Annotated in this window: 22 protein-coding genes and 1 riboswitch; of the genes, 13 read left to right on the top strand and 9 right to left on the bottom strand. The window is 40.4% G+C overall.

Features of this window, described 5'->3' with window-relative positions; all coding sequences use genetic code 11:
• Positions 1 to 222: 222 nt before the first annotated feature.
• Positions 223 to 1,332 carry an FtsZ/tubulin family protein gene (locus IE222_RS21385; protein ID WP_191276384.1) on the top strand — a complete coding sequence of 370 codons (1,110 nt, stop codon included), beginning with the start codon at positions 223 to 225 and terminating at the stop codon, positions 1,330 to 1,332.
• 124 nt (positions 1,333 to 1,456) lie between these two features.
• Here the strand turns inward: IE222_RS21385 and IE222_RS21380 are convergent, their stop codons facing one another.
• From IE222_RS21380 to IE222_RS21365, 4 genes are all read right to left on the bottom strand, one after another.
• The gene (locus tag IE222_RS21380) at positions 1,457 to 1,894 is read right to left on the bottom strand and encodes a universal stress protein (RefSeq protein ID WP_191276382.1); all 438 of its coding nucleotides are present in this window, start codon (positions 1,892 to 1,894) and stop codon (positions 1,457 to 1,459) included.
• A gap of 242 nt (positions 1,895 to 2,136) precedes the next feature.
• The gene (locus tag IE222_RS21375) at positions 2,137 to 3,462 is read right to left on the bottom strand and encodes an MFS transporter (protein ID WP_191276380.1); all 1,326 of its coding nucleotides are present in this window, start codon (positions 3,460 to 3,462) and stop codon (positions 2,137 to 2,139) included.
• Between the two features lie 369 nt (positions 3,463 to 3,831).
• Entirely contained in the window at positions 3,832 to 5,592 is a 1,761-nt protein-coding gene (gene xsc, locus IE222_RS21370; RefSeq protein WP_191276378.1) for a sulfoacetaldehyde acetyltransferase, read from the bottom strand.
• A gap of 48 nt (positions 5,593 to 5,640) precedes the next feature.
• On the bottom strand, positions 5,641 to 6,831 hold the full coding sequence (locus IE222_RS21365; protein WP_223282839.1) for an iron-containing alcohol dehydrogenase: 1,191 nt from the start codon (positions 6,829 to 6,831) through the stop codon (positions 5,641 to 5,643).
• A gap of 171 nt (positions 6,832 to 7,002) precedes the next feature.
• Here IE222_RS21365 and IE222_RS21360 point away from each other — a divergent pair, with 171 nt between their 5' ends.
• Complete coding sequence (locus IE222_RS21360; protein ID WP_191276376.1) at positions 7,003 to 8,472, top strand: sigma-54 interaction domain-containing protein; 1,470 nt, start codon at positions 7,003 to 7,005, stop codon at positions 8,470 to 8,472.
• Positions 8,473 to 8,634: 162 nt separating this feature from the next.
• Positions 8,635 to 9,516, top strand: coding sequence for a DMT family transporter (locus tag IE222_RS21355; RefSeq protein ID WP_191276374.1), 882 nt, complete (start codon positions 8,635 to 8,637; stop codon positions 9,514 to 9,516).
• A gap of 42 nt (positions 9,517 to 9,558) precedes the next feature.
• Here IE222_RS21355 and IE222_RS21350 read toward each other — a convergent pair whose 3' ends face one another.
• On the bottom strand, positions 9,559 to 10,713 hold the full coding sequence (locus IE222_RS21350; RefSeq protein ID WP_191276371.1) for an acyl-CoA dehydrogenase family protein: 1,155 nt from the start codon (positions 10,711 to 10,713) through the stop codon (positions 9,559 to 9,561).
• Between the two features lie 304 nt (positions 10,714 to 11,017).
• On the opposite strand from IE222_RS21350, the gene cyoE reads away from it, so the two are divergent.
• Complete coding sequence (cyoE, locus tag IE222_RS21345; RefSeq protein WP_191276369.1) at positions 11,018 to 11,959, top strand: heme o synthase; 942 nt, start codon at positions 11,018 to 11,020, stop codon at positions 11,957 to 11,959.
• Positions 11,960 to 12,139: 180 nt separating this feature from the next.
• Here cyoE and dapA read toward each other — a convergent pair whose 3' ends face one another.
• Positions 12,140 to 13,015 carry a 4-hydroxy-tetrahydrodipicolinate synthase gene (gene dapA, locus IE222_RS21340; RefSeq protein ID WP_191276367.1) on the bottom strand — a complete coding sequence of 292 codons (876 nt, stop codon included), beginning with the start codon at positions 13,013 to 13,015 and terminating at the stop codon, positions 12,140 to 12,142.
• A gap of 146 nt (positions 13,016 to 13,161) precedes the next feature.
• Positions 13,162 to 13,340, bottom strand: a riboswitch (Lysine riboswitch).
• Positions 13,341 to 13,572: 232 nt separating this feature from the next.
• Here dapA and IE222_RS21335 point away from each other — a divergent pair.
• From IE222_RS21335 to nagE, 3 genes are all read left to right on the top strand, one after another.
• Entirely contained in the window at positions 13,573 to 14,772 is a 1,200-nt protein-coding gene (locus IE222_RS21335; protein WP_191276365.1) for an MFS transporter, read from the top strand.
• A 386-nt stretch (positions 14,773 to 15,158) separates the two neighbouring features.
• The gene (locus IE222_RS21330; protein ID WP_191276363.1) at positions 15,159 to 15,647 is read left to right on the top strand and encodes a PTS sugar transporter subunit IIA; all 489 of its coding nucleotides are present in this window, start codon (positions 15,159 to 15,161) and stop codon (positions 15,645 to 15,647) included.
• 127 nt (positions 15,648 to 15,774) lie between these two features.
• Positions 15,775 to 17,226 (top strand): N-acetylglucosamine-specific PTS transporter subunit IIBC, encoded by a 1,452-nt coding sequence (gene nagE, locus IE222_RS21325; protein ID WP_191276361.1) that lies wholly within the window; start codon positions 15,775 to 15,777, stop codon positions 17,224 to 17,226.
• Between the two features lie 103 nt (positions 17,227 to 17,329).
• Here nagE and IE222_RS21320 read toward each other — a convergent pair whose 3' ends face one another.
• Positions 17,330 to 18,148 carry a PRD domain-containing protein gene (locus IE222_RS21320; RefSeq protein WP_191276359.1) on the bottom strand — a complete coding sequence of 273 codons (819 nt, stop codon included), beginning with the start codon at positions 18,146 to 18,148 and terminating at the stop codon, positions 17,330 to 17,332.
• A gap of 346 nt (positions 18,149 to 18,494) precedes the next feature.
• Between IE222_RS21320 and IE222_RS21315 the strand changes: the two genes are divergently transcribed.
• From IE222_RS21315 to IE222_RS21290, 6 genes are all read left to right on the top strand, one after another.
• Positions 18,495 to 19,115, top strand: a complete 621-nt coding sequence (locus IE222_RS21315) for a methyltransferase (protein ID WP_191276357.1) — start codon at positions 18,495 to 18,497, stop codon at positions 19,113 to 19,115.
• A 134-nt stretch (positions 19,116 to 19,249) separates the two neighbouring features.
• Entirely contained in the window at positions 19,250 to 19,654 is a 405-nt protein-coding gene (locus tag IE222_RS21310; RefSeq protein WP_223282838.1) for a hypothetical protein, read from the top strand.
• A gap of 280 nt (positions 19,655 to 19,934) precedes the next feature.
• Positions 19,935 to 20,579: a LytTR family DNA-binding domain-containing protein gene (locus tag IE222_RS21305; protein ID WP_191276355.1), complete on the top strand. Its 645-nt coding sequence runs from the start codon at positions 19,935 to 19,937 to the stop codon at positions 20,577 to 20,579.
• A gap of 219 nt (positions 20,580 to 20,798) precedes the next feature.
• Positions 20,799 to 22,313: a succinyl-CoA:acetate CoA-transferase ScpC gene (gene scpC / locus IE222_RS21300; RefSeq protein ID WP_191276353.1), complete on the top strand. Its 1,515-nt coding sequence runs from the start codon at positions 20,799 to 20,801 to the stop codon at positions 22,311 to 22,313.
• A 333-nt stretch (positions 22,314 to 22,646) separates the two neighbouring features.
• Complete coding sequence (locus tag IE222_RS21295; RefSeq protein ID WP_191276351.1) at positions 22,647 to 23,189, top strand: histidine phosphatase family protein; 543 nt, start codon at positions 22,647 to 22,649, stop codon at positions 23,187 to 23,189.
• A gap of 60 nt (positions 23,190 to 23,249) precedes the next feature.
• Positions 23,250 to 24,257: a DUF418 domain-containing protein gene (locus IE222_RS21290; RefSeq protein WP_191276349.1), complete on the top strand. Its 1,008-nt coding sequence runs from the start codon at positions 23,250 to 23,252 to the stop codon at positions 24,255 to 24,257.
• A 42-nt stretch (positions 24,258 to 24,299) separates the two neighbouring features.
• Here the strand turns inward: IE222_RS21290 and IE222_RS21285 are convergent, their stop codons facing one another.
• Together IE222_RS21285 and IE222_RS21280 are read right to left on the bottom strand one after the other, a co-directional pair.
• Positions 24,300 to 24,785, bottom strand: a complete 486-nt coding sequence (locus IE222_RS21285) for a hypothetical protein (RefSeq protein ID WP_223282837.1) — start codon at positions 24,783 to 24,785, stop codon at positions 24,300 to 24,302.
• 161 nt (positions 24,786 to 24,946) lie between these two features.
• On the bottom strand, positions 24,947 to 25,429 hold the full coding sequence (locus tag IE222_RS21280; protein WP_191276347.1) for a ribonuclease H-like YkuK family protein: 483 nt from the start codon (positions 25,427 to 25,429) through the stop codon (positions 24,947 to 24,949).
• Positions 25,430 to 25,489 lie beyond the last annotated feature (60 nt).

Here is a 25,489-nt window from a genome sequence, read left to right as displayed (position 1 = left end):
CATTGCCCGAAAAACGGAAAAAACGCTGATTGTGGTCAATGGGAGCGGGCTCCATTGCCCGAAAAATGGCAAAACCTCTGATTGTGGTCAATGGAAGTGGACTCCATTGCCTGAAAAACGGAAAAAAAGCTAATTGTGGTCTTGTTAATGCGTATTTTTGCACAGCAAAAGTCTAATTTGATAAAACCTGAGTATTATTTTAGTAAGAAAGGAAGTGATAGGATGAAATCAATTGGCGTTTTGGGAGTAGGCCAGGCGGGCGGCAATATTGCTCAGATTGCAGCAACCATGGGCTATCAAACGGCACTGATTAACACGAACCAACGCGATGGCATAGTAAATACGAAGGTCGAAAGAAAATTCTTTATCCCTGGATATAATGGAGCTGGCCAAAATCGGTCTATAGGATTAAAAGCCGTGAATGATAACTATCGAGAAATTATCGACTTTGTGCAAAAATCTTTTAAAAACATAAAGCTTTTGTTAGTGGCTTTTTCTACTGACGGTGGCACTGGCTCTGGTATGAGCCCTTTACTTATTGACCTGTTATTGGATAATCTGCCTGGGGTCAACGTGGGTGCCATTGCAATTGTCCCTGATCGTAATGTGCTTGCGGGAAACCGAATAAATGCTACAGAATGTATCGCGGAGATTTCAAGAATCGATTCTCTTTCATCAGTTTTCCTAGTTGATAATGACCAAATGCGAAAATTAAATCCGCAATCCAGTAAACATCAAATCTATTTATCTTCTAACCAGCAGGTCATGGAAGCCATTAATCATGTGCTGCAGGTAACTCGGAAGAGCTCTTTTTATGGAAACTTTGACGAAACCGATATGATGAATATTTTGTCGACTAGAGGGGTAACGATTATATCCTCGGCGGCAATCACTGATGCAAAGACGACATCTGATGTGGCAAGTAAGGTACAGCAATCCTGGCTAAATTCAATCTTTTGCCCGGTTGAGTCTACAGGTGTCATCCGAGCCGGCTTAATTTACGAGGGGCCGGAAAAAATGGCAAAGCTAATAAACGTCCCTGCTATTTTTGAGGCTGTAGGCGAACCGGTAGAATTGTTTGAAGGAACATATATTACAGATTCTGATCCGACAATAACTACGATTTTGGCTGGGCTTTCATTTCCGAGCCGTAGGATGATAGCCATTGAAGAAACGCTCGAGAAAAATAAGGATCGGTTGCAAAACTTAGTTAATAAAGAATTTACCCAGACATATGAGTCGAAAATACCTTGGGCTTCCAGTCTTAAGGCCAGACCACAGGAGAGAAAGCCGGGGAGTATTACATCGAAGTTGTCTAAATATCAGAAGTAAACATTTTAAAAGGGCAGTCCTACGCTGAGAAAAATAGATGAAACTGCTTTTTTTTGCTAATAAAACAGTGCCTCCAGCATTAATCCGAAGGCACTGTTTATTTCTTTCAAAAACTTCTAATCATTTATTTTACGATAAACACAGGACATGGTGATTTTTGAACCACGTAATGGCTGACGCTTCCTAAAAATACCTCTTTCAACCCGCTTAATCCTCGGCTTCCCATCACCACTAGATCTGCCTGTTCTGAATTCACAAAATCAATAATAGAGGCACCAGGGCTTCCTTCGAAAAGATGTGTATTTGCCTGATTGGGGAGTTCACTTAGCTTTTGCTCTAAATCTTTAAGCATTTTTTTCGCTTCTTCAAGTTGGGCCTTATGGATTGGATCAATTGAATATACGCCGTAGCGATAGGCAGCATAATTTGGATTTATAACGGTAATAACATCTAATAAAATACCTTCGTCTTGTTTTGCTAGTGTAATAGCTGTGTCCAACGCTTTTTTGCTTAGTTCGGAATTATCATATGGAACAACAATTTTTGAAAACATATTTAACATGTTTTCACTCCCTTTAGCTATGGAATTTATTTCTACCTCACCATCATTTTACCACCTTAAAGAGGCTGTAAAGCCATTAAACTTTGACAATATTAAGGCATATTGCAGCAGAAAAAGCGCAGAATCCATTAGAGGATTCTGCGCTTGGATATAACAAATATATAGCGGTCTACCATTTATACCACATTATAAATACTCATAGACTGTCAAATAGCATAAACTGCATTTATTCTGCCGTTTTATTAAGAAGGGATTGCCTCCGAGGGTTCCTCCGCTGTTTGTTTAGACCTGCTTTTTTTTCTTTGAATCCAATATACTGAAAGTGCACTAACAATACCTGAAAAGGCAACATATAGAGTCAATATTGTAGGGGAATTATTGTTCATCTGAAGTAATGTTGCTGCAATGATAGGTGTCATGCCGCTAGCAAAAATTCCCGAAAACTGATAAACAAATGACATTCCTGTGTATCTAACCTTTGCATCAAATAATTCGGCGAATAATGCAGCTTCAGGGCCATAGACAGAAGCATATAAAATTCCAAAAGGTATGATAATGGATAACCAAATTACTAGGCTATTCCCGCCGCTGTTGGACATTAGCCAAAAAGCCGGCAGTGCGGAGAAACCTGTAATTAAGCTGCCATACAAATAGGTTCGGGTTCTTCCATAGCGGTCTGAAAGATGGCCAAAGAACGGAATGAAAAAACACATGACAAAGGCAGCCGCCGAAACCCCAATCAAAGCCGTTGATCGAGTGACATTTATTATATTTGTAAGATAAGTCAGAGAGAATACACCCATTACATTAAAGAAGACTCCGTCAATATATCGTGCCCCCATACCGGCTATGACATTGCCGACATTGCCGCGCCACATATCTTTAATTGGAATGCTGGATTCCTTGTTATGATTTTTAACCGCTTGAAACTCAGGAGATTCCGATACATTTAAACGAATCCATAAACCTAAGAATATTAACAATGTACTAAGTGCAAATGCAATTCGCCATCCCCAGGACATAAAGGCTTCGTCTGGAAGCATAGCAGATAATAACCCAACAACGCCTGAAGATAGTAAAAGACCAATGGATAAGCCGATTTGAGGGAAGCTTGCGTATAATCCTCTCTTCGATAATGGGGCATGCTCAAAAGTCATAAGCACAGCACCACCCCACTCACCGCCTAAGCCTAATCCTTGAACAATTCGTAATATTATCAAAATAATGGGAGCCCAAATACCAATCTTTTCATAAGTCGGTACCACGGCAATCAATGCAGTACTGATGCCCATGATGGTTAAAGTAATGATAAGCATGCTCTTTCGTCCAATTTTGTCTCCAAAATGTCCAAAGACAATACCTCCTAACGGTCGTGCAACGAAGCCCACCGCAAAGGTCGCATATGCAAGAAGTGTAGATATAAAGGGATCATCTGATGGAAAATAGAGCTTGTTAAATACGAGACCAGCAATAACTCCATACAAAAAGAAATCATACCATTCAATTGTCGAGCCAATTACACTTGAACCTACAACACGTCTAAGCATCCCTTTTTCGGTAGTACTCATCTTTTTCCCCCTAATCATCCTGGTAATTTTGGTAATACTAGCGTTCCTTTTATTTCTAACAGACTATTAGTGCCACAAAGATAGTAAGGTAAAATAGTAATAACTTTTAATAAAGTAAAATTATGTTTCAAAAACTCCTCATGTAGAAAACGCTTTCTAAAAAGTTTTTTATTACACCGAAAAGATAGAATATTTTTAATATTAAATGTTTTTGTTGTAAGAATGCAAGAAAATCACTTCCAGCTTCTAGAAAATTAGAAGGGGAGAAGCAGCTTTGAAATGCTTCTCACCTTCGAAAATAAATGGTGAAGCTTTCCCAGAAATTAAATAATGTTTAACTTTTTCCTCTGTATAACTTACAAATCAACATTACCAGTTTCTGTAATCCAAATGAGCATATTTTGGAAGTAAACGTGTAGGTAATTTAAGCGCATCTTTTCTGAATGGAGGCGCAAGCTGGGTGCCATCGACTTGAATATCAAGCACAGTCGGTTTATTTGAGTTAATCGCTTCTAAGACAGCAGGCCCTACATCTTCTGGGCGTTCAACTCTTACGCCGACAGCGCCCATTGACCTGGCTACTTCTGCAAAGTCAGGATTTTGGATGTCAGCACCGACAAAACGATTGTTATAGAAATCGACCTGGTTTTTCTTTTCGGCACACCATGCTCCATTGTTAAAGACACAAGCAACTACAGGGATATTTTCTTCAACTGCTGTACTTACCTCATGTAAGCTCATTCCCCAAGCGCCATCACCGATTATTGCCACAACTGGAGAATCAGGTGATGCCAGCTTTGCACCAAGTGCTGTTGGATAAGCAAATCCAGTGTTTCCGAAGGTTAAGGCTGCGATATGTTTTCGGGATTGATTAAATTTCAAGTAAGCATTTGCTGTTGAAGAAACATTGCCGATATCTGTTGTTACAATTGTATTTTCAGGTAATACTTTTGTTAATTCCAGCAGCCCTCTGCGCGGGTTGATTGGACTTCCTTCTACCATTGCAAGTTCAACTAATTCTTTTTCCCATTGTTCCTTTAAGTCAAAAACCTCCGATAGTCTTAGTTGATTTTCTTGGGCTTTTGGAATATGTTCTTCAATACGCTTTAATATTTCCTTGCTTGCTTCACGTGCATCACCGATAATACCAACTTCAATTGGATGTGTTCTGGCAATGTTTCTTGGATTAATATCGATTTGAATAATCTTCGCATTTTTCGGGAAGTAATCAATATCATAGCAAGGTAGCGTTCCGAATACTGATAATCTAGTTCCAATGGCAAGAACTACATCAGCTTTTTTAAGCGTGTGCATGGCTGCTTTTGATCCCATATACCCAATCGGCCCAACGGCAAGCGGATGATCTGCAGGGAACGCATCATTGTGCATATATGACACTGCAACAGGTGCAGTAAGGTGTTCCGCAATTGCTTTGACTTCATCAATGCCATCCGAGTCAACTGTGCCGCGCCCTGAGATAATTACCGGGTATTTTGCTTTTGCTAGTAATTCTGCTGCTTTATCTAAGGATTCTGGCGAACCACAGCCCCTGGTATCCACACGATATTGATGAGGTTCTAATATATAATCCTCTAATTCTCCATAGAAATAATCACGAGGAATGTCAAACAAAACTGGTCCCCGCTCAGCATATGCAATCCGGAATGCTGTTCTCAAACAGTCCGCAACGCGGCTAGGGTGGGTTACTCTAACAGTCTCTTTAGTAATTGCTTTAAACACTGAGACTTGATCACACTCTTGGAAACCATCCCAGCCGACTGTCGGTGTCCCAGCGGAAGGAGAAATTACAACCATAGGGGTGTGGGCCTGATTGGCAGCTGCAACAGAGGTTACCATATTTGTAATACCTGGACCATTTTGTCCGATTACAACACCGGCTTTTCCAGAAACACGGCAGAAGCCATCCTCCATGTGTGCTGCACTTTGCTCATGGCGTACACCAATGAAACGAATGCCAGCTGCCGGTAAAAGATCTAGCATATCCATAAAGGCAGATCCTAATATTCCTGAAATATGTGTAATACCTTCCTTCACTAGTGTTTCTACAATTGCTTCACTAGGTGTCATCTTTAGTTTTGTTCGTACTTCTTTTACTTCTACTTTTGTCATTATAATCTCCTCCTGAATGTTTAATTTAGAATCTATTATTATGAGTAATTAGCTATAAACGTAAGATAATTTATTAATAAGCTTTTCATAAATTTCGGAAATATCCTCAATGGTTGGAACCTTCATATTTGTAGCAATACCATTACCTGACATTGCATCCTTAGAAAGTAGGGGAATCTCCTTTTTTAAATCCTGTAGATTAATATATTTTTGGCCATCAGTCCAAATATCAAATTGATCATTGTAATCTTCAATCATCCTTAAAGATGTTTCAGCCAATTCCTTCTGACTTAATGATGGGTTTGCCCCTAATGCAACAGCAACAGCAGCATAACGATGTTCAGCTGCTTCAAGGCCAAAACGCATAACAAAAGGTAATAGAAGTGCAACGCTTAATCCATGCGGAATATGAAAACGTGCCCCCAAAGAACGACCCGCAGCATGGACCAAATTGGTAGAGGCATTAGAAAAGGCGATCCCTGCATAACAGCTTGCTAAACTCATTTTTTCTCTTGATTCTTGGTCTTGACCATTCTCGCAGACTAGCGGAAGAGACTTTCCAATCATACGTATTGCTTCCAAAGCGAAAAAGTCTGTTAAATTAGTAGCGCGAGTTGATACAAATGCTTCTATTGCATGAGTTAAAGCATCAAGTCCTGTGTAAGCAGTAAAGGTACGCGGCAAACTAAGCGTCAGATCCGAATCAAGAATAGCTGCATCAGGAATTAAATCTGGATGACCCGGATTCATCTTAATATTTGTTTCTGTATTCGTAATAACCATTACTTTGGTAGCTTCAGAACCAGTTCCTGCTGTAGTTGGAACAGCAATTAGAGGAAGCCGTTTTAAAAATGGTTTTTCCGGAATCTCTGTCCAATTAATATTAGGAGTTTTCCCAAATAATGATACAGCCTTGGACAGGTCTAACGCGCTTCCCCCGCCTATACCTACTACACAATCAGCTTGAAAATCCCTTAATATCTCAAGTGCAGCATGTACATGTTCTGTAGTCGGCTCTCCTGAGTACTCGCTAAAGACAACGCTTTCAATGCTTCCTTGCTTTAAAATGCTTTTTACCTTTTCATCCAAATTGATGGGGGGCTTTCCTAAAAATGAATCCATAATTACAAGGACCCTGCTTCCGCCATTTGTAATGACAAAATCATGTAATAATTTTAAGCTACCTTTTCCTGCATGCATCTGACACGGTAAATCGAGCCTTGAGACCTGTAAACTCAAAAACCCCACTCCTTTTTTAATAAATTAGATTATCGCTTTTTATTATTGCAATATTCGTGCCAAACAGAATATTCTTAATTTTCTTAGGAATTTGGTATATACTAAAAAAAACTGGGTCGTTTTACCACCAAAAGTGGTGATAAAGTGACTGTATTATGGGGTGAATAGATTTTGAGTTTGACGGATAAGCTTAGTAATCTTGGATTAGTAGAGGAACTAAAGAAGCTGCGTTTGATTAATGAAGAGCTGAGGTCCATTATCCAGTATTCCTCTGATGGTCTATTTGTTGTTGATCATCAAGGTTTTGTTATAGAGGTGAATAAAGCATATGAGGAAATGACCGGAATTTCGAAAAAAGAAGTTCTAGGTGAAAACATAGCCGATCTAGTTTTAAATGAATATTTTGATCGGTCCGCGGCTTCTATGGCACTGCAATCTAAAAAGAAAACAACGATCATTCAAAAGATAAAAAAGCAAAAATATTTTGTTGTCACCTCAACCCCAATTTTAGATAGCCAACAAGAAGTTAAAATGGTGGTAACTAGCGTACGGGATGTTACATATCTTCATCATTTACAGAAACAACTGGGACATGCTCAGCAAATTAATGAAAGTATGACTAATTCGCTTCAAACGAAGAAACAGGAAAAGGATTTTTATGCAGTGTATAAAAGTCCACAAATGCAAAAGATATATGAAAAGATTAAGCAGATTGCTTCATTTCCTACAAATGTATTAATTACAGGTGAATCAGGGACAGGTAAAGAGGTAATAGCAAGCACAATCCATCAATTAAGTTCAGCGGATGAAAAAACTTTTATTAAAGTTAATTGTGGAGCAATACCGCCTGAGCTTTTTGAATCAGAAATGTTTGGTTTTGTAAGCGGCTCTTTTACGGGAGCACGTAAGGAGGGCAAGCCAGGTTTTTTTGAACAAGCCAATAATGGCACGATATTATTAGACGAAATTGGTGAAATTCCTTTGCCTTTGCAAGTAAAATTACTCCGTGTTTTACAAGAAAAAGAAGTGACTCGTATAGGAGATACTACCCCAAGAAAACTTTCCTTTCGATTAATTTGCTCAACGAATCAGAATTTAAGGCAGCTTGTATTGGATAAAAAATTCCGTCAGGATTTATGGTATCGAATAAATGTTATTCACATTGAAATCCCGCCGTTATTTGAAAGAAAGCCTGATATTCCGCATCTTGTTGAATACTATTTGGAGGATTTCTGCCGTAAATATCATATAGAAAAAAAGCTTCTTCCGGAAACTATGAGTTTATTAAAACAATATTCCTGGCCGGGGAATGTTCGTGAACTTAAAAACGTGATGGAATTTTTGATTGTTTCCACGCCAACCACTTTTATTACACCCTACGATCTTCCCGAAAATGTAAAAAATAATTGGGATTTTGAACACCCATCAAATACAAATGCAAATTCGTTGACAAAAGAGGATAATAATCTTGAAATTAATAGGAACATGAGTTTAAAACATTCCTTGGACGAATTCGAAAAAAGGCAAATATTAAAAGCCATTGAAAAATCAAAAAGTATTCGTTCTGCTGCTTCACTTTTAGATCTCGATCATACAAGTTTAATTCGAAAAATGAAGCGTTTGGGAATCCATAAAGCTTAACGATTATGGAAACTGTTGTCATTAATAAGTTAAAATTAATTTCTGCTGTCTTGGTAAAGCATTCGGAATTAAAATATTTTCTATAGAGGAGATGACTATAAATGGAACTATTTTAGCAAGAGTATTTTATAGGGTTTACAGATAGACAGGGGGATAAATGATTTGAACGGGAAATTGAAATTATTAACAGCCATGCTGATTTGGGGCAGTATTGGTTTATTTGTGAAAAATATAAATCTATCATCGAGTGAAATTGCCCTGCTAAGAGGTATTATCGGAAGCTTGTTCCTGATTGTATTAAGCGTGCTTATTAAACAAAAGCTATCTTTCCATGCTTTAAAGAAAAACGCGATACTGCTAATTCTTTCCGGAGCCGCGGTCGGATTTAATTGGATTTTATTATTTGAGGCGTATCGCTATACAACGATATCAAATGCCACCTTAAGCTATTACTTTGCTCCTATTATTGTCATGATTTTGGCCCCCTTTATACTTAAGGAAAAATTAACATTATTTCATGCAGGCTGTATCATAATGGCAATGCTTGGCCTATTTTTAGTCAATTTTGGCGGAGCAGGCGGGGGGACATCCAGCCAAAATGTGATCGGTATTTTATATGGACTCTCGGCAGCGGCCATGTATGCGAGCATTGTCTTAATCAATAAGTTTATTAAAAATTTATCGGGCTTTGAAACAACGCTGGTACAATTAATCGTGGCGGTTATTGTCCTTTTTCCATACGTCATGATAAAAGACTCTCTCGATTTTTCAAGTCTTGGCGGACGTTCGGTCCTATTTGTCTTAATTGTCGGTATTATTCATACTGGTATTGCTTATTTTCTTTATTTCACTTCGCTTAAGGATTTAAAAGGGCAGACAATTGCTGTATTGAGCTACTTGGACCCGGTATCGGCGGTTATTTTTGCAGCCATATTTTTAAGTGAAAGCATGACGATAGTGCAAATAATGGGGGGAATCCTTATATTAGGTTCTACATATCTTAGCGAAAGAATGGAAATCAAGGCGAAAAAGCTGCAAACCTAATTGAAAAGGGAAGCCCCGCTTCGGTATGAAGCGGGGCTGTGCTTATTTATTTTGTTCAATCGCTGCTAAGGCCAATTTTTTAATTGTCATATCATCCATTGGCGGGTTATGCAGGCCTGCTCTAACATCACGGTAATACCGCTGTAATGGGTTATTACGCTGCAGGCTTTTCGCCCCGACAACTCGCATGGCTTTATCAACAATGGATATTGCTGAATTTGTAACGACATGTTTTACAACACCTAGTTCGTTTGTCAGGTATTTTCTTTGTGACTCATCATCATATGCCGCAGCAACACTATATATAAGATGTCTGGCGTTCATTAACTCCAATTCAATTTCGCCAAGATGCTGCTGTACATTTGGCAATTGACTGATTGGTCCATTTAAACTATTCGGAGTATAATGACTTGAAAAATCCACGGCATAATCGCGGGCAGCTTGCGCAATGCCAAGGTAACAAGCAGGGATGTGCAGCAGCCACCCATTTAGCTGGCTGCCCCTCGGAAACTCTGGAAGCTCTACAAGTTTTGAATCATCCACCATTACATTTTCTAACACAAGATCATGACTGCCGGTTCCCCTCATAGAAATAACGTCCCATGTTTCCTCAATAGATAGTCCCGGCAAATCCTTATGCAGGAGAAAAAAACCAACCTTTTGCTTTTCTTCGATCCAGGCGGAGGTGAGGAAATGAGTTAAAGCAGGAGACATTGTGGTAAAGATTTTCCGCCCGTTTAAAACCCATTCTCCATCTCTTTTAATAGCATTCGTTCCAGGTCGGCCGCCTCTGGTGGGACTTCCTGTCTGAGCTTCTGTAGCCGCCCTATTTACTAGCGCCCCGTTAAGGATTTCTTTTGCAAAAAATTGCAGGTTTCCCTCCGTCCAAATCTTTCTCTCAAATATTTCTCCGATTACACCGAGGCTCCAGCCGATAGATAGCGCAGTATTAGAGTCAAAGCTCGCGAGCGTCTCTTGGAGCATAACCATGTCATAAACTTTCAAACCTTCGCCGCCATATTCTTTAGGTAGTGTAATGCTCGGATAACCCATTTTTACAAGGTCATTGATATTTTCCTTTGGAAAAATTGCCTTTTCATCAGCAATGACGCCTCGTTCTTTAAACACAGTTTCAAACCTTTGTAATTGGTCCAGCCATTTTTGTTGGGCGGGAGTTTTTACGAATAACGGATTCAACAGATTCCCCTCCTAATATAGAAAACTTATAATTCCGATTGGTTTTATTGGATGAATAATAACGAAGTGGAATGAAACTGTCAAGGAATTTACATATATTTGTGTACTCGTACTGGAATGATTACCTTATAATATAAGGACTATTGTTGGAAGAAAAGAATCTCTTTGCGGGTGTCAGGCACCAAAGTTGTGGTAGAATAGATAGAGGAAAATAAATGAAACTAATTCTCAATAGACATAAGTAGTCCGTAGTATGTTATCATTACAATAGATTTTCCGACCATTTTCGGGGGAGGGTAATTCAATGAGGGAAGAAAGCTTAGCATCTCCACGACTAGATGGAAAAGCGGCTTTTTCAAATAAACGAAATATATCTACTGTATTATCTGATTTAAAGCTTTTATTTAAAGGACCGGTTTTAATCGCGAATGCACTGCCTGTTGTCACGGGCTTTTGGCTGGCACTTTATTTTAGCGGTGCATCCTTTAGTGAATATTTGAACGTATTTTTCCTAACGATGATCGGCAGTACCTTGGTAATGGCTGGGGCTCTGGTCATCAATAACTGGTACGATGTCGATATCGATACAATCATGGATCGGACGAAAAATCGGCCGACGGTTACAGGACATTTTTCATTGAAGGCTGTTTTAATGCTGGGAATCGTGTTGACGATCCTCGGTTTTGTTCTGCTGCTTTTTACTACATGGGAAGCAGTTATTTATGCGTTTATTGGCTGGTTCACCTACTGTATTTTATATACTATGTGGTCAAAGCGAAGATATACGCTTAATACCGTTATTGGGAGTATTTCAGGAGCGGTAACACCGTTGATTGGCTGGGCTGCGGTAGAATCAAGTAATCATGTCGTTCCAATTATGCTGGCGCTGATTATTTTTGTTTTTCAAATGCCGCATACGTTTGCGATTGCGATGAAAAAGTATGAAGAGTATAAAGCAGCCGGTGTGGCGATGCTTCCGGTTGTGTACGGATTTGAGATGACCAAGCGGCAAATGGCTGTTTATATTGCCTGCTTGCTTCCGCTTCCATTTTATCTAGGACCTTTGGGAATTACCTTTGTTGTATTAGCGACGGTAATGAATGTGGCATGGTTAGCAGTTAGTATTTATGGATTTTTCACAAAAGATGATATGAAATGGGCACATGTGATGTTCCTATGCTCGGTAAACTATATAACCATCTTGTTTGTGATGGCAATTGTTGTCACGTTGCCGGTTTTTAATTAAATGAGAGACCCTGTCGAAGTTTCGGCAGGGTCTTTTAGATGGCTGGGTATGTTATTGAGAGATCTAAGTGTCTGAACGGTGTTAATTTTTGAGGTTGTCCAATTGACACAGCAAAGCAATTTCCCCTGTATTCGGTCACGTAGACCACTATTTGCCCCATATAATAAATCCTCAAAAAACTTACACCATTACCCCGGGAAGCAGACTTTGCAAAGCTTGTTCCTCTTCTTCAGTTAAAGCCACCAATGGCAAGCGAACGCCGCCAACCGGAACTCTCATCATATTCAATGCGGCTTTTACCGGAGTAGGATTTGGTGCGGAGAATAAGCCTTTCATAATTGGAAGCAGACGGCGGTGGGCAATAGCAGCACCTTGAACATCGCCGTTCTTAAATAAATTAATCATATCCTGCATTTCATTACCGATAATGTGCGAGGCAACCGAAATAACGCCGGCACCGCCAATCGATAAAACTGGGATCGTCAAGGCATCGTCGCCGCTGAATAACAAGAAATCATCAGGTGCTCTCTCGATGATTTCTGCCATCACATCTAAATCACCGCTAGCTTCTTTGACAGCAACGATATTATCAATTTCGGACAGACGAACAATAGTGTCTGCAGACATGTTCACAGAGGTCCGCCCCGGAATATTATAAAGCATGATTGGTAACGGTGTTGTTTCTGCAATTGCTTTAAAGTGCTGGTACAAGCCTTCTTGGGACGGCTTGTTATAGTACGGCACAACTAGCATTATTCCATCCACACCGGCTTCTTCTGCCTTTTTCGTCAAGGCAATCGATGCCCGTGTGTTATTGGAGCCTGTCCCGGCAATAACTGGAACTCTGCCCGCAGCAGTCTCGACTACTAATTTGAATAAATCTACTTTTTCCTCAGTTGTTAAGGTAGGGGATTCGCCGGTTGTCCCAGAAACAACCAATCCTTCTGTACCATTAGCAATTAAGTGATTTACTAGGTTTTTTACAGCGTTAACGTCAACCTCGCCCTGTTGGTCAAATGGTGTAACCATTGCGGTTAAAACTTGGCCAAATTTCATCATTCTCACCCTTTTAAAAATTTTTTTAAAAAATTAGAGGGATAAGGCCGTTCAAAATCAACGCAAAAAAGCAGCAATGACGGGGTCCACCCACGGGCCCTCCATCGCTGCTGCAGTAGAAACATTTAAAAAATACAAGTTCCCATGCGTGAGATAGCCCTCCATATAGTTTCCTATATGACAATCCTGTGCTTGTTCAACACAGAACCAGCATCAAGAATAATGAGTTTCTTGATACTTCGGCAAATTCCCCTTTCCATAACTCTCAAAGGACCTCATTATCCTAAAATTATGTACTAATGGTTTTTGCGCCTCTATCCTCACTTCAAAAGGTATTGAAGTAAGAAATATTCACTTGATTGTAATATAACAGAATATTCGAGGCAATTCAAGGGAAATAGGAATTTGTCGAAAAGATATTTAGAAATGAAGAGTTTCGATATTTGAGTTTTACATGAGAGAGGAGTAAATTAGTAAAGTAAAAAATCAATGAATATACATTTTATTGCCAGTTAAAGCGGAATAATAGAAAAAATGTACGAGAGAAGGTTTGTTGGATGGGGAAACTGCAGCAAGGGACTACTGCCTTTCGAAAAGCCAATTTTGCGCTGTTTGCCGGGGGATTTATTACATTTTCAATACTCTATGATGTTCAGCCGTTATTACCGATTTTTGCTAAGGAATTTCATGTTTCAGCAGCTGCTGGGAGTTTAACGCTTTCCGTAACCACCTTAACGCTTGCTATTTCTATGCTAATCACTAGCTCGTTATCAGAAGCATGGGGCCGGAAGATTATAATGTCCGTCTCACTATTGTTATCATCTTTAATTGTCATTTTTACTGCTTTCAGTCCGACTTTCGGGTCGCTGCTTGGATTCAGGATTTTACAGGGAATTGTACTTGCCGGACTGCCGGCCATCGCAATGGCCTATTTAAGTGAAGAAGTCGATCCCAACAGCCTTGGGGTGGCAATGGGGTTATACATCAGCGGGAATTCCATCGGCGGCATGGCAGGCAGGATTATTACCGGTTCAGTGACAGACTTTTTTTCATGGCGGATTGCCATGGGTTGTATCGGTGTTATTAGTTTGCTCCTAAGTATCTGGTTTTGGCTGAATTTGCCGGAATCAAAATATTTTACACCTAAGCCGTTGAAGCTGAAGAATTTATTTGCTTCCATGTATGGTCATTTACGGGACCCGGCGCTTCTTTGTTTATTTGGTATAGCCTTTATTTTAATGGGCTGCTTTGTCACTTTATATAACTATATCGGTTTTCAACTGCTGGCTCCGCCTTATAGTCTGAGCCAGACGATTGTCGGCTGGATTTTTATTGTCTATTTGACAGGAACATTTAGCTCCACCTGGATGGGGAAGCTGTCTGATAAGCTGGGGCGGCGTAAGGTTTTATGGATTGGACTATTGCTCATGGTCACCGGTGCAGTAATGACACTCGTGGCCCCGCTTCTAATCAAAATTATTGGGATTGCAATTTTCACCTTTGGATTTTTCGGTTCGCACTCGATTGCCTCGAGCTGGGTTGGACGAAGGGCGAAAACGGAAAAAGCGCAGGCTTCATCGTTATATTTGTTTTTTTACTACAGCGGTTCAAGCTTAGCCGGGACTGCAGGAGGATTCTTCTGGACGAATTATGGCTGGAAGGGTGTCATTGGATTTATTATTGTTCTCCTTCTCTGCGCATTCCCTTTATCGGCTAAGCTATCTTCGATCCCGGTGAAAATGATGCAGGCAAATTGATGGCAGCAGCTCGAGATGGAGCAGGCTGCCTATTTTTTATGGACGATTTTTTTTAAAAAAGTTTACTATATTTCTGAAATACGGAAGATAGGTAAAGGACTATGATGGCCGGCAATTTGAAATAAGGCAAATCTTTTGAAAAATTTTTCAATACTGAAATCGTTTACAAATTCTTATTATGTGCTATAATTAAGGTAATTTCACATTGCACACATGTTACTGATACGATCAGGCATGGTGGTACAGCAGAAGGCTTGTTTAAGTCCTCTGTGATACTGCCATGCCTTTTTTGTGTGTAAAAATTATGCGTTTAAAGCAGGCTGATTAGGAAAATAGTATAAATAATCTTAGCCTTAAATATTAAGTAATAAAGGAGATCATTCAAAATGTTAAATTTTTTTAAAAAGGGAAAATCACAAGTATTAGACATCTATGCACCAGTAAATGGAGAAATTATGCGGATTGAGGAAGTTCCAGATCCGGTATTCAGTCAAAAAATGATGGGTGAAGGGGCGGCGGTAATGCCAAACGGCGGAAATATCGTGGCACCCGTTAACGGAAAGGTAATCCAGGTTGCTCCGACTAAGCATGCGATTGGTCTGCTCGCTGACGACGGAACTGAAATTTTAATTCATGTTGGCTTAGAGACCGTTGCATTAAATGGTGAAGGCTTCAAATCTGCTGTTAAGGAAGGAGATAAAGTATCGGTCGGGCAGTTATTGCTTGAGGTTGACTGGGAGTATATTGGCGCACATGCTGCAAGTACGGTTACGCCAATTGTGATTACAAATAGCCAAGGCAGCGGTAAAGAGTATGTTCCAACAGGGGAAAAGACGGCTGTCGCAGGTGAAACGGTGATTATGAACGTTAAGTAAATGCTGGAAAAAACGATTATAAAGGAGGTGGTTGTCTTCCCGTTGTTAAACGGAATAGAAATGTAGCGCAGGTTTTATGGGGAAATTATTTTTTATTTTTAAAAAAAGTTAATAGGGGGTAATGGAGATGAAAAAGTTCTTTCAAAAGCTCGGAAGTTCTTTGATGTTACCTGTAGCAGTTTTGCCGGCTGCGGCTGTCTTGATGGGGATCGGGTACTGGATTGACCCATCAGGCTGGGGCGGCGGCAGTCCGGTTGCGGCTTTCTTAATCAAAGCAGGTAGTTCAATTATAGATAATATTCCAATTCTATTTGCAGTAGGGGTAGCATTGGGAATGTCGAAGGAAAAGGATGGGTCAGCAGCGCTCTCTGGACTTGTTGCCTTTCTCGTTGTCAAAACCTTGCTGTCACCTGATTCTGTTGCGATGTTACAGCAAATTGACGTAGCAAAGGTGGATCCAGCATTTGCAAAAATCGGGAATGCCTTTGTCGGAATCATTTCCGGTATCGTAGCTGCGATGATGTATAATCGTTTCAGTCGAGTAAAACTGCCCGATGCACTTGCCTTCTTTAGTGGAAAACGGTTAGTGCCGATAATGACAGCGGTTTCAATGCTCGTGGTTTCCGTTGCATTATTCTTTATCTGGCCTCCTATATATACGGCATTAGTTAATTTTGGTGAAGGTATAGCGAAATTGGGAGCTGCCGGTGCAGGTTTATACGGCTTCTTTAACCGATTATTAATCCCAACAGGCTTACACCACGCTTTAAACTCTGTATTCTGGTTTGATGTTGCAAACATTAATGATATTGGTAACTTCTGGTCTGGTAAAGGGGTAAAAGGTGTAACGGGGATGTATCAAGCCGGATTCTTCCCTATTATGATGTTTGGATTACCAGCCGCTGGGCTTGCCATGTACCATACAGCGAAAACTAAGAGAAAGAAGGAAGTCGCTTCTTTAATGATGGCAGCAGGTTTTGCGGCGTTCTTCACAGGTGTAACCGAACCGCTTGAATTTTCATTTATGTTCTTAGCACCAGCGCTTTATGTGGTCCATGCTATTTTAACAGGTCTTTCTTTAGCAATTGCTGCAGCATTCCACTGGACAGCAGGATTTGGATTTAGTGCCGGTTTAGTCGACTTCGTATTAAGTTCAAGACTGCCGCTAGCAAATCAGCCGTATATGCTGCTCGTTCAAGGTTTAGTATTTGCAGTCATTTACTATTTCTTATTCCGTTTTATTATTGTGAAGTTTAACCTAGCGACTCCAGGCCGTGAAGAAGATACAGATGAAGAAGTACCAACAGCAGGTGCGGTTGGAGCCGGGGAAAATAAATTTTCATCTATGGCAGCAAGAATTTATGACGGTTTAGGCGGCGATGCTAACGTGGTTTCTGTCGACAACTGTGCAACACGCCTTCGATTAGAAGTAAAAGACATGAATATCGTCGATCAGAAGAAAATTAAAGCAACAGGCGTTCCGGGCATTAATGTCGTCGGTCCGAAAAACATTCAAGTCATAGTCGGTCCGCATGTACAATTTGTCGCTGACGAAATTCATAAAATGCGTAAGGGCTAATTTATATTTAGTAATGGAAAACGCTTGGGCTAGTTTAGCCCAAGCGTTTTCCTGTTAGACATGGGGACCTGCTGCTTTCCAAGCCCAAGAACCGTTCCATGTCTTATCGTTTCCGCAGTCTTTCAATATGCAGCGTAATATAGCCTAGTTCATGGTGTGGAAGGCTGATGCTAAAGTGCTGGGCTAGGTGGGAGGCGACCGTTGCTGCGCATTTGTAGGAGGTGGGGAATTTTTTTTGGATCATGGCAATCATTTCTCCATCCATAATGTGGGGCTCACCGTTGCTGATTCTTGAAATAGCAAAACGAAGATGTGTAACTAAGCGCTGATAGGAAAAGTCGTCTTCGTCAATTTCTATTTTTAAAAAGTCTTTGATGGTTTGCACCATTTCTCCGATAATGGCTGTTTGGCGGAGAGTATGTTTCATGTCGCCGCTTTGCAGCTTAGCCGTATGAATATGAAGAGCAATATAGGCTGCTTCATCAATTGGCATTTTTATATCGGTCTTTTTCTCAATATGCTTAATAGCCCAGAGGCCGATTTCAAATTCCTGTTTATATAATATTTTTATTTCCGGCAAAAGCTTATTTTTTAAGATGATTCCGTCCCTTATTCGCTCGATGGCAAATGATAAGTGGTCCGTCAACGAAATATGGATGTGGTCATTTAACTTGGCCCCAAGGGATTCCTCAGCATGGGAAATAATGTCTTCTGAGAGGGCAAAATGTTCCTCAGGAATTTTGAGCAGGAGCTGCTGGAACTTCTCATTTTCTCTTAAAACAAAAAGTTTTTCAATTTTATTGGGATTGATAATATCGTTTTTTTTCTTTTGAAAGGCAATTCCCGCACCAATGGCAATCTTTTCTTCGCTTTGGTCAGCGACAATAACGGCATTGTTATTTAAGATTTTTTTTATTTTCACCTAAAACCTTCTCCTTATTTCCTGCTAATAGTGATGGCAATTTCTTAAGGGTGATTTTAATTATAGTATGGTCTATTGAGGAAGTGAATAAAATTTGTCTTACTTCCTTTAAGTTTTCGTGATGTAGGCCGTTTCTCCTGCTTATATTTTTATTTTTAGAAAAGCTTAAGGGTAAAAATGCGTTTTTTTACCATAAATAGAAAAGCGGCGGACTGCCTCGAAAGTTTTTCAGCTATTCTTAAATTAGCTTATAATAAAAATGGTTACTATAGATTCTTAGAGCCTAGCGCTGCTCGTACCACCTTTATTAATCTATGAATTAGATGCTGTTGTAAGGAGTTTATTTATGAAGGAACATTATTATGATAAATTGCTAAATATAAATACAAGAGGAGACCGGCTGGAGGGAACGGTAAAAAAGCCCCGCCGCTATTATCCTTATGAACCGACGCCTTACAGTGCGCTTGAGATATTATTTGAAAACTATGAAGTAAATAGGAGCGATTCTATCGTTGATTTTGGCTGTGGCAAAGGGCGGCTGAATTTTTACATCCATTATTTCTTCCATGCTGCGGTTACAGGGATTGAGATGAATGAAACGCTGTACCAAGAGGCGTTGGAAAATAGCAAAATGTATGGGAGAAAAACGAAGAGCCGTTTGGAGGGAATTCAGTTTCATTGCTGTTTAGCAGAGGAATACCAGATTGCCTCATCAGACAATCGGTTTTATTTTTTTAATCCATTTTCGATACAGGTTTTTAGGAGTATCATAAATAACATCTTGGTTTCAGTAGAGGAAGCGGAGCGGGAAATTGAATTAATCCTCTATTATCCATCCCAGGATTATATTTACTTTTTAGAAAACGAGACCTCCTTTGAGCTAAAGAAAGAAATAATTTTACCGCATGATTATTTGCGTGATTCAAATGAACGATTTTTGCTTTATAGGCTTGGAAAGGTGATATAGATAGGTGATAGGTGCCTGACAATAAGGAGGGATGCTCTATTTACCACCGTCTATGGACGTTTATAAATGTTTTTCTTATTATAATATCAATAATCTATATTTGGATCTTTCGCCCGCATGATGGTTCATTGGTTGTGGTAGGGCAGATCCTTGCACAAGTTGGCATTATTCTATTTTTGATCAATATCAATATGTACTTTATTTTTCTAGTGATTCGAAAGACATCGGTTCGTCAGGTGAAGATTCGATTGGCAAAGTTTTCGCGGCACTTTATGAAATGGCATATTCCTATAGCAATTTGGGGAACGGTTGTGATCGTCGGGCATGCTATTATCAACTTAACGCAAATCGGCCCGTTGATAGGATTTACTCATCTGAAACTGCTAACGGGCTATCTTGCATTTGCCATGCTGTGTCCAACCCTTTTTGCCGGCTGGCTGCGACATAAAAAAGCCTCAGGCTTCCGCCGCAAATTCCACCTAACTACCGCGATGACTTTTCTAGGAATATTCGTTATTCACATGATTGTGCTTATATAGTTATTGGTGCCAGGTACTAAGAAAAGCGAAAGCGCCCGTTTTGCGAGTATGGACTCCTCGAAAATGCCAGCGCTTTCTCTTCGTGCGATGCTGATGCTGTCGAGGCTTTTATTGTGGGGGGATTCGCCTGAGATAAAGGAAACACGAAGAGCAAAGCGATTCGATGTTGACTTATCGTAGGGAGAAGACTGACGTACACTAGTCGCATGGCGCTAGATCTGGAGATGTAAATTTTTCACAAAGTGCCTGACACCAAAATCAAGTTTGGGGTGTAGTTGTAATGGAGAGTATTACGGTTGTTTCGCTTTTGGATGTGATTAGTGAGCTGTTTTCGGAGGAGATTTCAATTGCTGTTTCGAATACCGCTGAATATATTTATTACCGGCCGAGTAAGCGGGTTGATTTGAAGATTCGTCCGGGAGACCCGTTAAAAGAGGGGACAATTGCTCATAAAGCGATTAGTTCAAAACAAAAGGTTTCAGAGTTTATTAATCGGGATATTTTTGGCGTTCCTTATCATGGCATGGCAGTGCCATTTTTTCATGAGGGGAAGCTTGAGGGCTGTGTGACGGCTATTTATCCTGCCTTGACGAGCGGAAAATTGGTTGTGACGATTAAAAGTGATGACGGATGGATTCCGCTTCCTTTTTCAGATGTGATTTACCTTGAATCGAAGGAGAAAAAGACCTATGTTCATGCAAAGGAGCACTGCGGAACACATAAATATTCACTGCAGGAATTTGAGTTCGTGCTGCCAAAGGATTATTTTATCCGCTGTCATCGCTCGTTCATCGTAAACGTTAATCATATAAAGGAAATTTACCCGGATACCCACTCCACCTTTGTGCTTTCAATGAATAACGGGGATCGTGTACCTGTCAGCCAGTCGTACTCCAGTTATTTCCGCCGGCTTTTAGGATTTTAATTTTTTTTAATATACTATAATTGTCTGTCAAAAGCAGCATAGGGATTGCTTACCCTTGATCATCCATTTATAGAAAAATCCAACAGGTTAAAATATTCTGGCTTAGAATAGGAAAATGCTGTCTTGTCTGAATTTTACGTAATATATCCTCGATTTCCTTATTGGAAAATTATTTAAGTTAAAATAATAATAATTTCATATTTGGGAGTGGGATGGGATATGGAAAATAAATATGAACGGATCAGAGATAAGCGGCTTTTGGACTGTGTTGTGTCACCAGAAGAGGCAGCATCTTGGATTCAAGACGGGATGACATTGGGGTTAAGCGGGTTCACACGTGCAGGCGACGTGAAAGCGGTGCCATTCGCGCTAGTGAAACGTGCCAAAACAGAATCATTTAAGGTTAACGTTTATACAGGGGCATCGTTAGGGTCGGATGTGGATAAGCTTTTTGCAGAAGCGGGGATTCTCGGAAAAAGACTTCCATTTCAAGCCGATCCAACAATGCGCAGTAAAATTAATAATGGGGATATGTTATTTGTTGATCAACACTTGTCACATACAGCAGAATTGGTCCGTGCAGGGGTAATGGATCCAATAGATTTCGCTATTTTGGAAGCGTATTCAGTTACAGAGGATGGAATGGTGGTTCCAACCACATCTGTGGGGAACTCCTTGTCCTTTGCCTTGAATGCAAAAGCGATCATTATTGAAATCAATTTATCGCATCAAGTGAATTTAGAAGGATTGCATGATTTATACGATCCGGGCAAACAAGGGGAGAGAGGTCCGATTCCATTAACAAAGGTTGCAGATCGTATTGGGACAATTGGAATTCCGGTAGATATTGAAAAAGTAAAGGGGATTGTCTTCACCAATCAGCAGGATTCTCCTTCTACCATTGTTCAGCCGGATGAAGAAACGGTTATTATGGCGAATCACTTAATCGAGTTTTTGCGTAAGGAAGTGGAAGCCGGCCGTCTGACGGAGCGCCTTGCTCCACTTCAATCAGGAATCGGATCAGTGGCAAATGCGGTAATTCATGGCATGTTAGACTCGGAGTTTAAAAAATTAGAAGTGTACTCCGAGGTATTACAGGATGCGGTGTTTGATTTAATCGATGCCGGCAAGGTGGATTTTGCTTCCTGCTGCTCGATTACTCTTTCAGATGAAAAAATGAAACAGGTGTATGGGAATTTTGAGAAGTATCGTGACAAATTAATTATGCGGCCGCAGGAAATTTCCAATCATCCAGAAATCATCCGCCGTCTCGGATTGATTTCGATTAATACGGCACTTGAGTTAGATATTTACGGAAATGTTAACTCAACACATGTTTTAGGAACAAAAATGATGAATGGCATCGGCGGATCGGGGGATTTCGCACGTAATGCCCGCTTAGCTATTTTTGTGACTAAATCGATTGCTAAGGGCGGCAAAATTTCGAGCATTGTGCCTTTTGCTTCCCATGTAGATCATACGGAACATGATGTTGACGTGATTGTAACAGAGCAAGGATATGCCGACTTACGAGGTTTAGCACCAAGGCAGCGTGTGGAATTAATTATTGAACGTTGTGCTCATCCGATGTACCGTGAGCAGCTTCGCGAATATTATCGGGAAGCTTTAACAAGAGGTGGACAAACACCACATGTGCTAGAAAAGGCATTCTCCTGGCATATAAACTATGCTGCTAACGGAACAATGCTTGAACAGGTGCCAGAAACCGTCTAAACGGTATGGGACATTCATATTCATATAAAGAGGGATACACATAGAACGAATAAAACGTCAAAAAGCGCTTTGATTTGGGGGAATCAGAGCGCTTTTTGACGTTTAGTTTCTAAGTAGGTGTCAGGCACCAAGAAAAGCGGAGCGCCCGTTTTAGCGTATAGACTGGAGCGCTTCGACTGAGATAAAGGAAACGCGAAGAGCGAAGTACATTAGTCGCTGGGCACTGAAGCTGGATATGTGAAAAATTCACATGGTGCCTGACACCACACCCTATTGCTATGATAATATTGGTATAAATAGGTTAATAGATTTTCCAGATAGGAGTTGGTAATTGTGAAGAAGGTGTATGTTGTAAGGCATTGTGAGGCGGCGGGACAGGCGAGTGAGGCGCCGCTTACTGATAGAGGGGTGCGCCAGGCGGAGGAGTTAGCGGCGTTTTTTGCAGATGTGAAGATTGATCGGATTATTTCAAGTCCGTTTTTGCGGGCTGTTCAATCTATAGAACCTGCTGCGGAACAAAAAAGCATCGAAATAGAGAGTGACCACAGGTTGTCGGAGAGGATACTAAGCACTAGGGATTTACCTGATTGGCTGGAAAAGCTTAAAGCGGCATTTGATAATTTGGATTTGAGGTTCGATGGAGGAGAATCAAGCAGGGAAGCGATGAACCGGGCAGTCAGCGTCATGGGCGATATCCATCAACATGGGGCAGAGGACACTATTATCGTAACACACGGAAACTTAATGTCATTACTTCTTAAACACTATCAGCCTGACTTCGGTTTTGAACAATGGAAGAATCTCAGCAATCCTGATGTATATCTATTAAACATCGATGATCAGGAAGTTTCGCTTGAACGTTTATGGAAATCATAATAAAGGGTTTAACAATGTAAAGAATAGTAATGGTGTCAGGCACGCCAGGAGGTGAACGTAATGGAATCCAACCATCGTCATCACAAACGTATAGATCTGCTTGATTATTTGCGGGGATTTGCTTTGATGGGGATTATTTTGGTGAATATTGGGCCGCTGCTTGAAATTAACGAGCCTGCTCCCGCGGATTCACTGGATTTTTCGTATTGGAGGTTTTTGTATCTATTTGTAGAAGGTCGTTTTTATACGATGTTTACTTTTTTATTTGGGGTTGGGTTCTATATTTTCCTCACTAGAGCCAACGCCAAAGGAAAGAATGGCTACATCTTATTTTTAAGGAGAATGGCTTCACTATTTGTCATTGGTTTGGTTCACGTGAAGTTTCATCCCGGGGAAGCGCTGGCGCTGTACGCCGTTTGCGGCCTAATCATTTTGCCTTTTTATAAAGCAAATAAGCTTATGAACCTTGTATTCGGGACGTTGATGCTCATTGCTTTTGCCATATTTTCTATTAAAATCTTTATGGTAGTGCCGCTCATGCTTTTAGGCATTGCCGCGGGACAATACCGCGTGTTTGAAAAAACCAAAACCAAAAAGATTGCAGTATTTACAGGAGTCATGCTGGCACTAAGTGCAGCCGGGCTAATAGTTCAAGCGCAATATGCCCCTGTTCAGCTTGGCGTCGCCACTGAGGCAACTTACCTGCAAGAGCAGCATTTTATTAGTATTGGAATTGCTATCGGCCCCATTGTGTCGGCGTTTTATGCTGGATTGCTGCTGCTGCTCATGCAGCGTCGTTTTTTTCAAAAACTGTTTTCCCCGTTAAAAAGCTATGGCAGGATGGCATTGACAAACTATGTATCGCAAACAATTTTAATATTACTCGCCGGGAATGCGTTTGATTTATTCAGCCAGATTTCATACCTGCAAACCCTAAATTTGTGCGTAGCCATATATGTCATCCAGTTTATGTTCAGTTCGGTGTGGCTTCGATATTTCCGTTACGGTCCTCTGGAGTGGGTTTGGCGGATTGTAACGTATTGGGATATACCACCGATGCGAAAATAAATATTACGCATCGGTGGTGGATTATTAAGTAGAGTAAGTCTATTATTTTTCCAATTTCACATCATGTTCCTTTGCTAATTTTTCCAATTCGCTTTGATATTCGCGTATATGCGTACGGGCATCCGCCAGCATGTCATTCGCCTCTTGAATTAAATTGGCATCCTGCTCCTCAAGGGCCTGTTTAATTTTAGCAAACGCATTAAACTGGATATCCGCTCCTTTTATATAAATTTCATGGATTTCCCGAACCTCATCGGTTTCAATTTTGGCTGCGTCCAATTCTTTAATAAATTCATTATAGTTAGGAATTACATCGTTCATTAAAACATCATAGAGCGATTGGTCATCGGTAAAATTTGCCCCAGTCACACTCTCATAGGCGGAAACAGCGGCGGTTTCATACTTCGCCGCCTCCTTCATTTCTTTATTTACGTAATTAACTAAGTCATCGCGCACCGGGTCGCCGAAGCATCCAGTTAGTAAAACCATCGTAAAAAAAAGTAAAACTGCTGCTGCCCCTTTTTTCAATCCCACCACCTCCTAACTTGAATTTATGAGGCAATGGAAGTCCATTATGTGCCGTAAAATATATATTGTCATTGCAGTACATTTTTTGAAAAAAGCGCAGCTTTAGAATACAAGTAGTATATTAGAAAAAATAATTGATGCAAATTCTCAATTATTTGGAGTTATTTTGTATAGCGGTTGGCGTAGCTTGAGGCAACAAAAGCGTTTGGTTTGATTTTTGGTTCAACGCCCATGGATTCCATTCTTGTGACCATTTCTTTAACGAATTCGCTGGTTTTGTTTCTTTTTCCCGCGCCAATATCGATATGTCCCTCCATGGTGAAGGTTGCTCCTTTGTAAAGGTTGGGCAAAACGATCTCAATGAGCTCGTTTTTTCTCTCTTCCGTAAACAGTCCCACAATCTCCTCGGTCAATGATAATTCGAGCGATATTCGCTCATGTAGCTGTGTCATTTTACGAGGGACCACTACTTTTTTGATACAAGCCCATACACCTTTTCCTTCATTTTGAATGACAATTCCGGTAATGAATACAGTATGTCGTTTATGCACCTGTGAATCTGTTCCCACCATTAAGCGAAAATTCCCGCATGGATCGGCGTGCATAAACTCTATAATTCTTTTAAATACATGTTCAAAAGACATCCTGTTTTCCTGCAGATTTTTAAATAAATGGCTGTCAGGTGAACTGCCCCCCAATTGTTA

Source organism: Neobacillus kokaensis, from assembly GCF_014656545.1.
In the GTDB taxonomy this organism is placed as follows: domain Bacteria; phylum Bacillota; class Bacilli; order Bacillales; family Cytobacillaceae; genus Neobacillus; species Neobacillus kokaensis.
Note: the sequence above shows the minus strand (reverse complement) of the source record. Positions and strands in the feature narration are given on the sequence as shown.

Bases quoted from the DNA above. Each gene is read 5' to 3' on its own strand.
- IE222_RS21290 (WP_191276349.1), top strand. From the start codon at position 23,250: ATGGAATCCAACCATCGTCATCACAAACGTATAGATCTGCTTGATTAT.
- scpC (WP_191276353.1), top strand. From the start codon at position 20,799: ATGGAAAATAAATATGAACGGATCAGAGATAAGCGGCTTTTGGACTGT.
- IE222_RS21375 (WP_191276380.1), bottom strand. From the start codon at position 3,462: ATGAGTACTACCGAAAAAGGGATGCTTAGACGTGTTGTAGGTTCAAGT.
- cyoE (WP_191276369.1), top strand. From the start codon at position 11,018: ATGAGGGAAGAAAGCTTAGCATCTCCACGACTAGATGGAAAAGCGGCT.
- IE222_RS21330 (WP_191276363.1), top strand. From the start codon at position 15,159: ATGTTAAATTTTTTTAAAAAGGGAAAATCACAAGTATTAGACATCTAT.
- IE222_RS21380 (WP_191276382.1), bottom strand. From the start codon at position 1,894: ATGTTAAATATGTTTTCAAAAATTGTTGTTCCATATGATAATTCCGAA.
- IE222_RS21315 (WP_191276357.1), top strand. From the start codon at position 18,495: ATGAAGGAACATTATTATGATAAATTGCTAAATATAAATACAAGAGGA.
- IE222_RS21385 (WP_191276384.1), top strand. From the start codon at position 223: ATGAAATCAATTGGCGTTTTGGGAGTAGGCCAGGCGGGCGGCAATATT.
- IE222_RS21305 (WP_191276355.1), top strand. From the start codon at position 19,935: ATGGAGAGTATTACGGTTGTTTCGCTTTTGGATGTGATTAGTGAGCTG.
- xsc (WP_191276378.1), bottom strand. From the start codon at position 5,592: ATGACAAAAGTAGAAGTAAAAGAAGTACGAACAAAACTAAAGATGACA.
- dapA (WP_191276367.1), bottom strand. From the start codon at position 13,015: ATGAAATTTGGCCAAGTTTTAACCGCAATGGTTACACCATTTGACCAA.
- IE222_RS21280 (WP_191276347.1), bottom strand. From the start codon at position 25,429: ATGTCTTTTGAACATGTATTTAAAAGAATTATAGAGTTTATGCACGCC.
- nagE (WP_191276361.1), top strand. From the start codon at position 15,775: ATGAAAAAGTTCTTTCAAAAGCTCGGAAGTTCTTTGATGTTACCTGTA.
- IE222_RS21335 (WP_191276365.1), top strand. From the start codon at position 13,573: ATGGGGAAACTGCAGCAAGGGACTACTGCCTTTCGAAAAGCCAATTTT.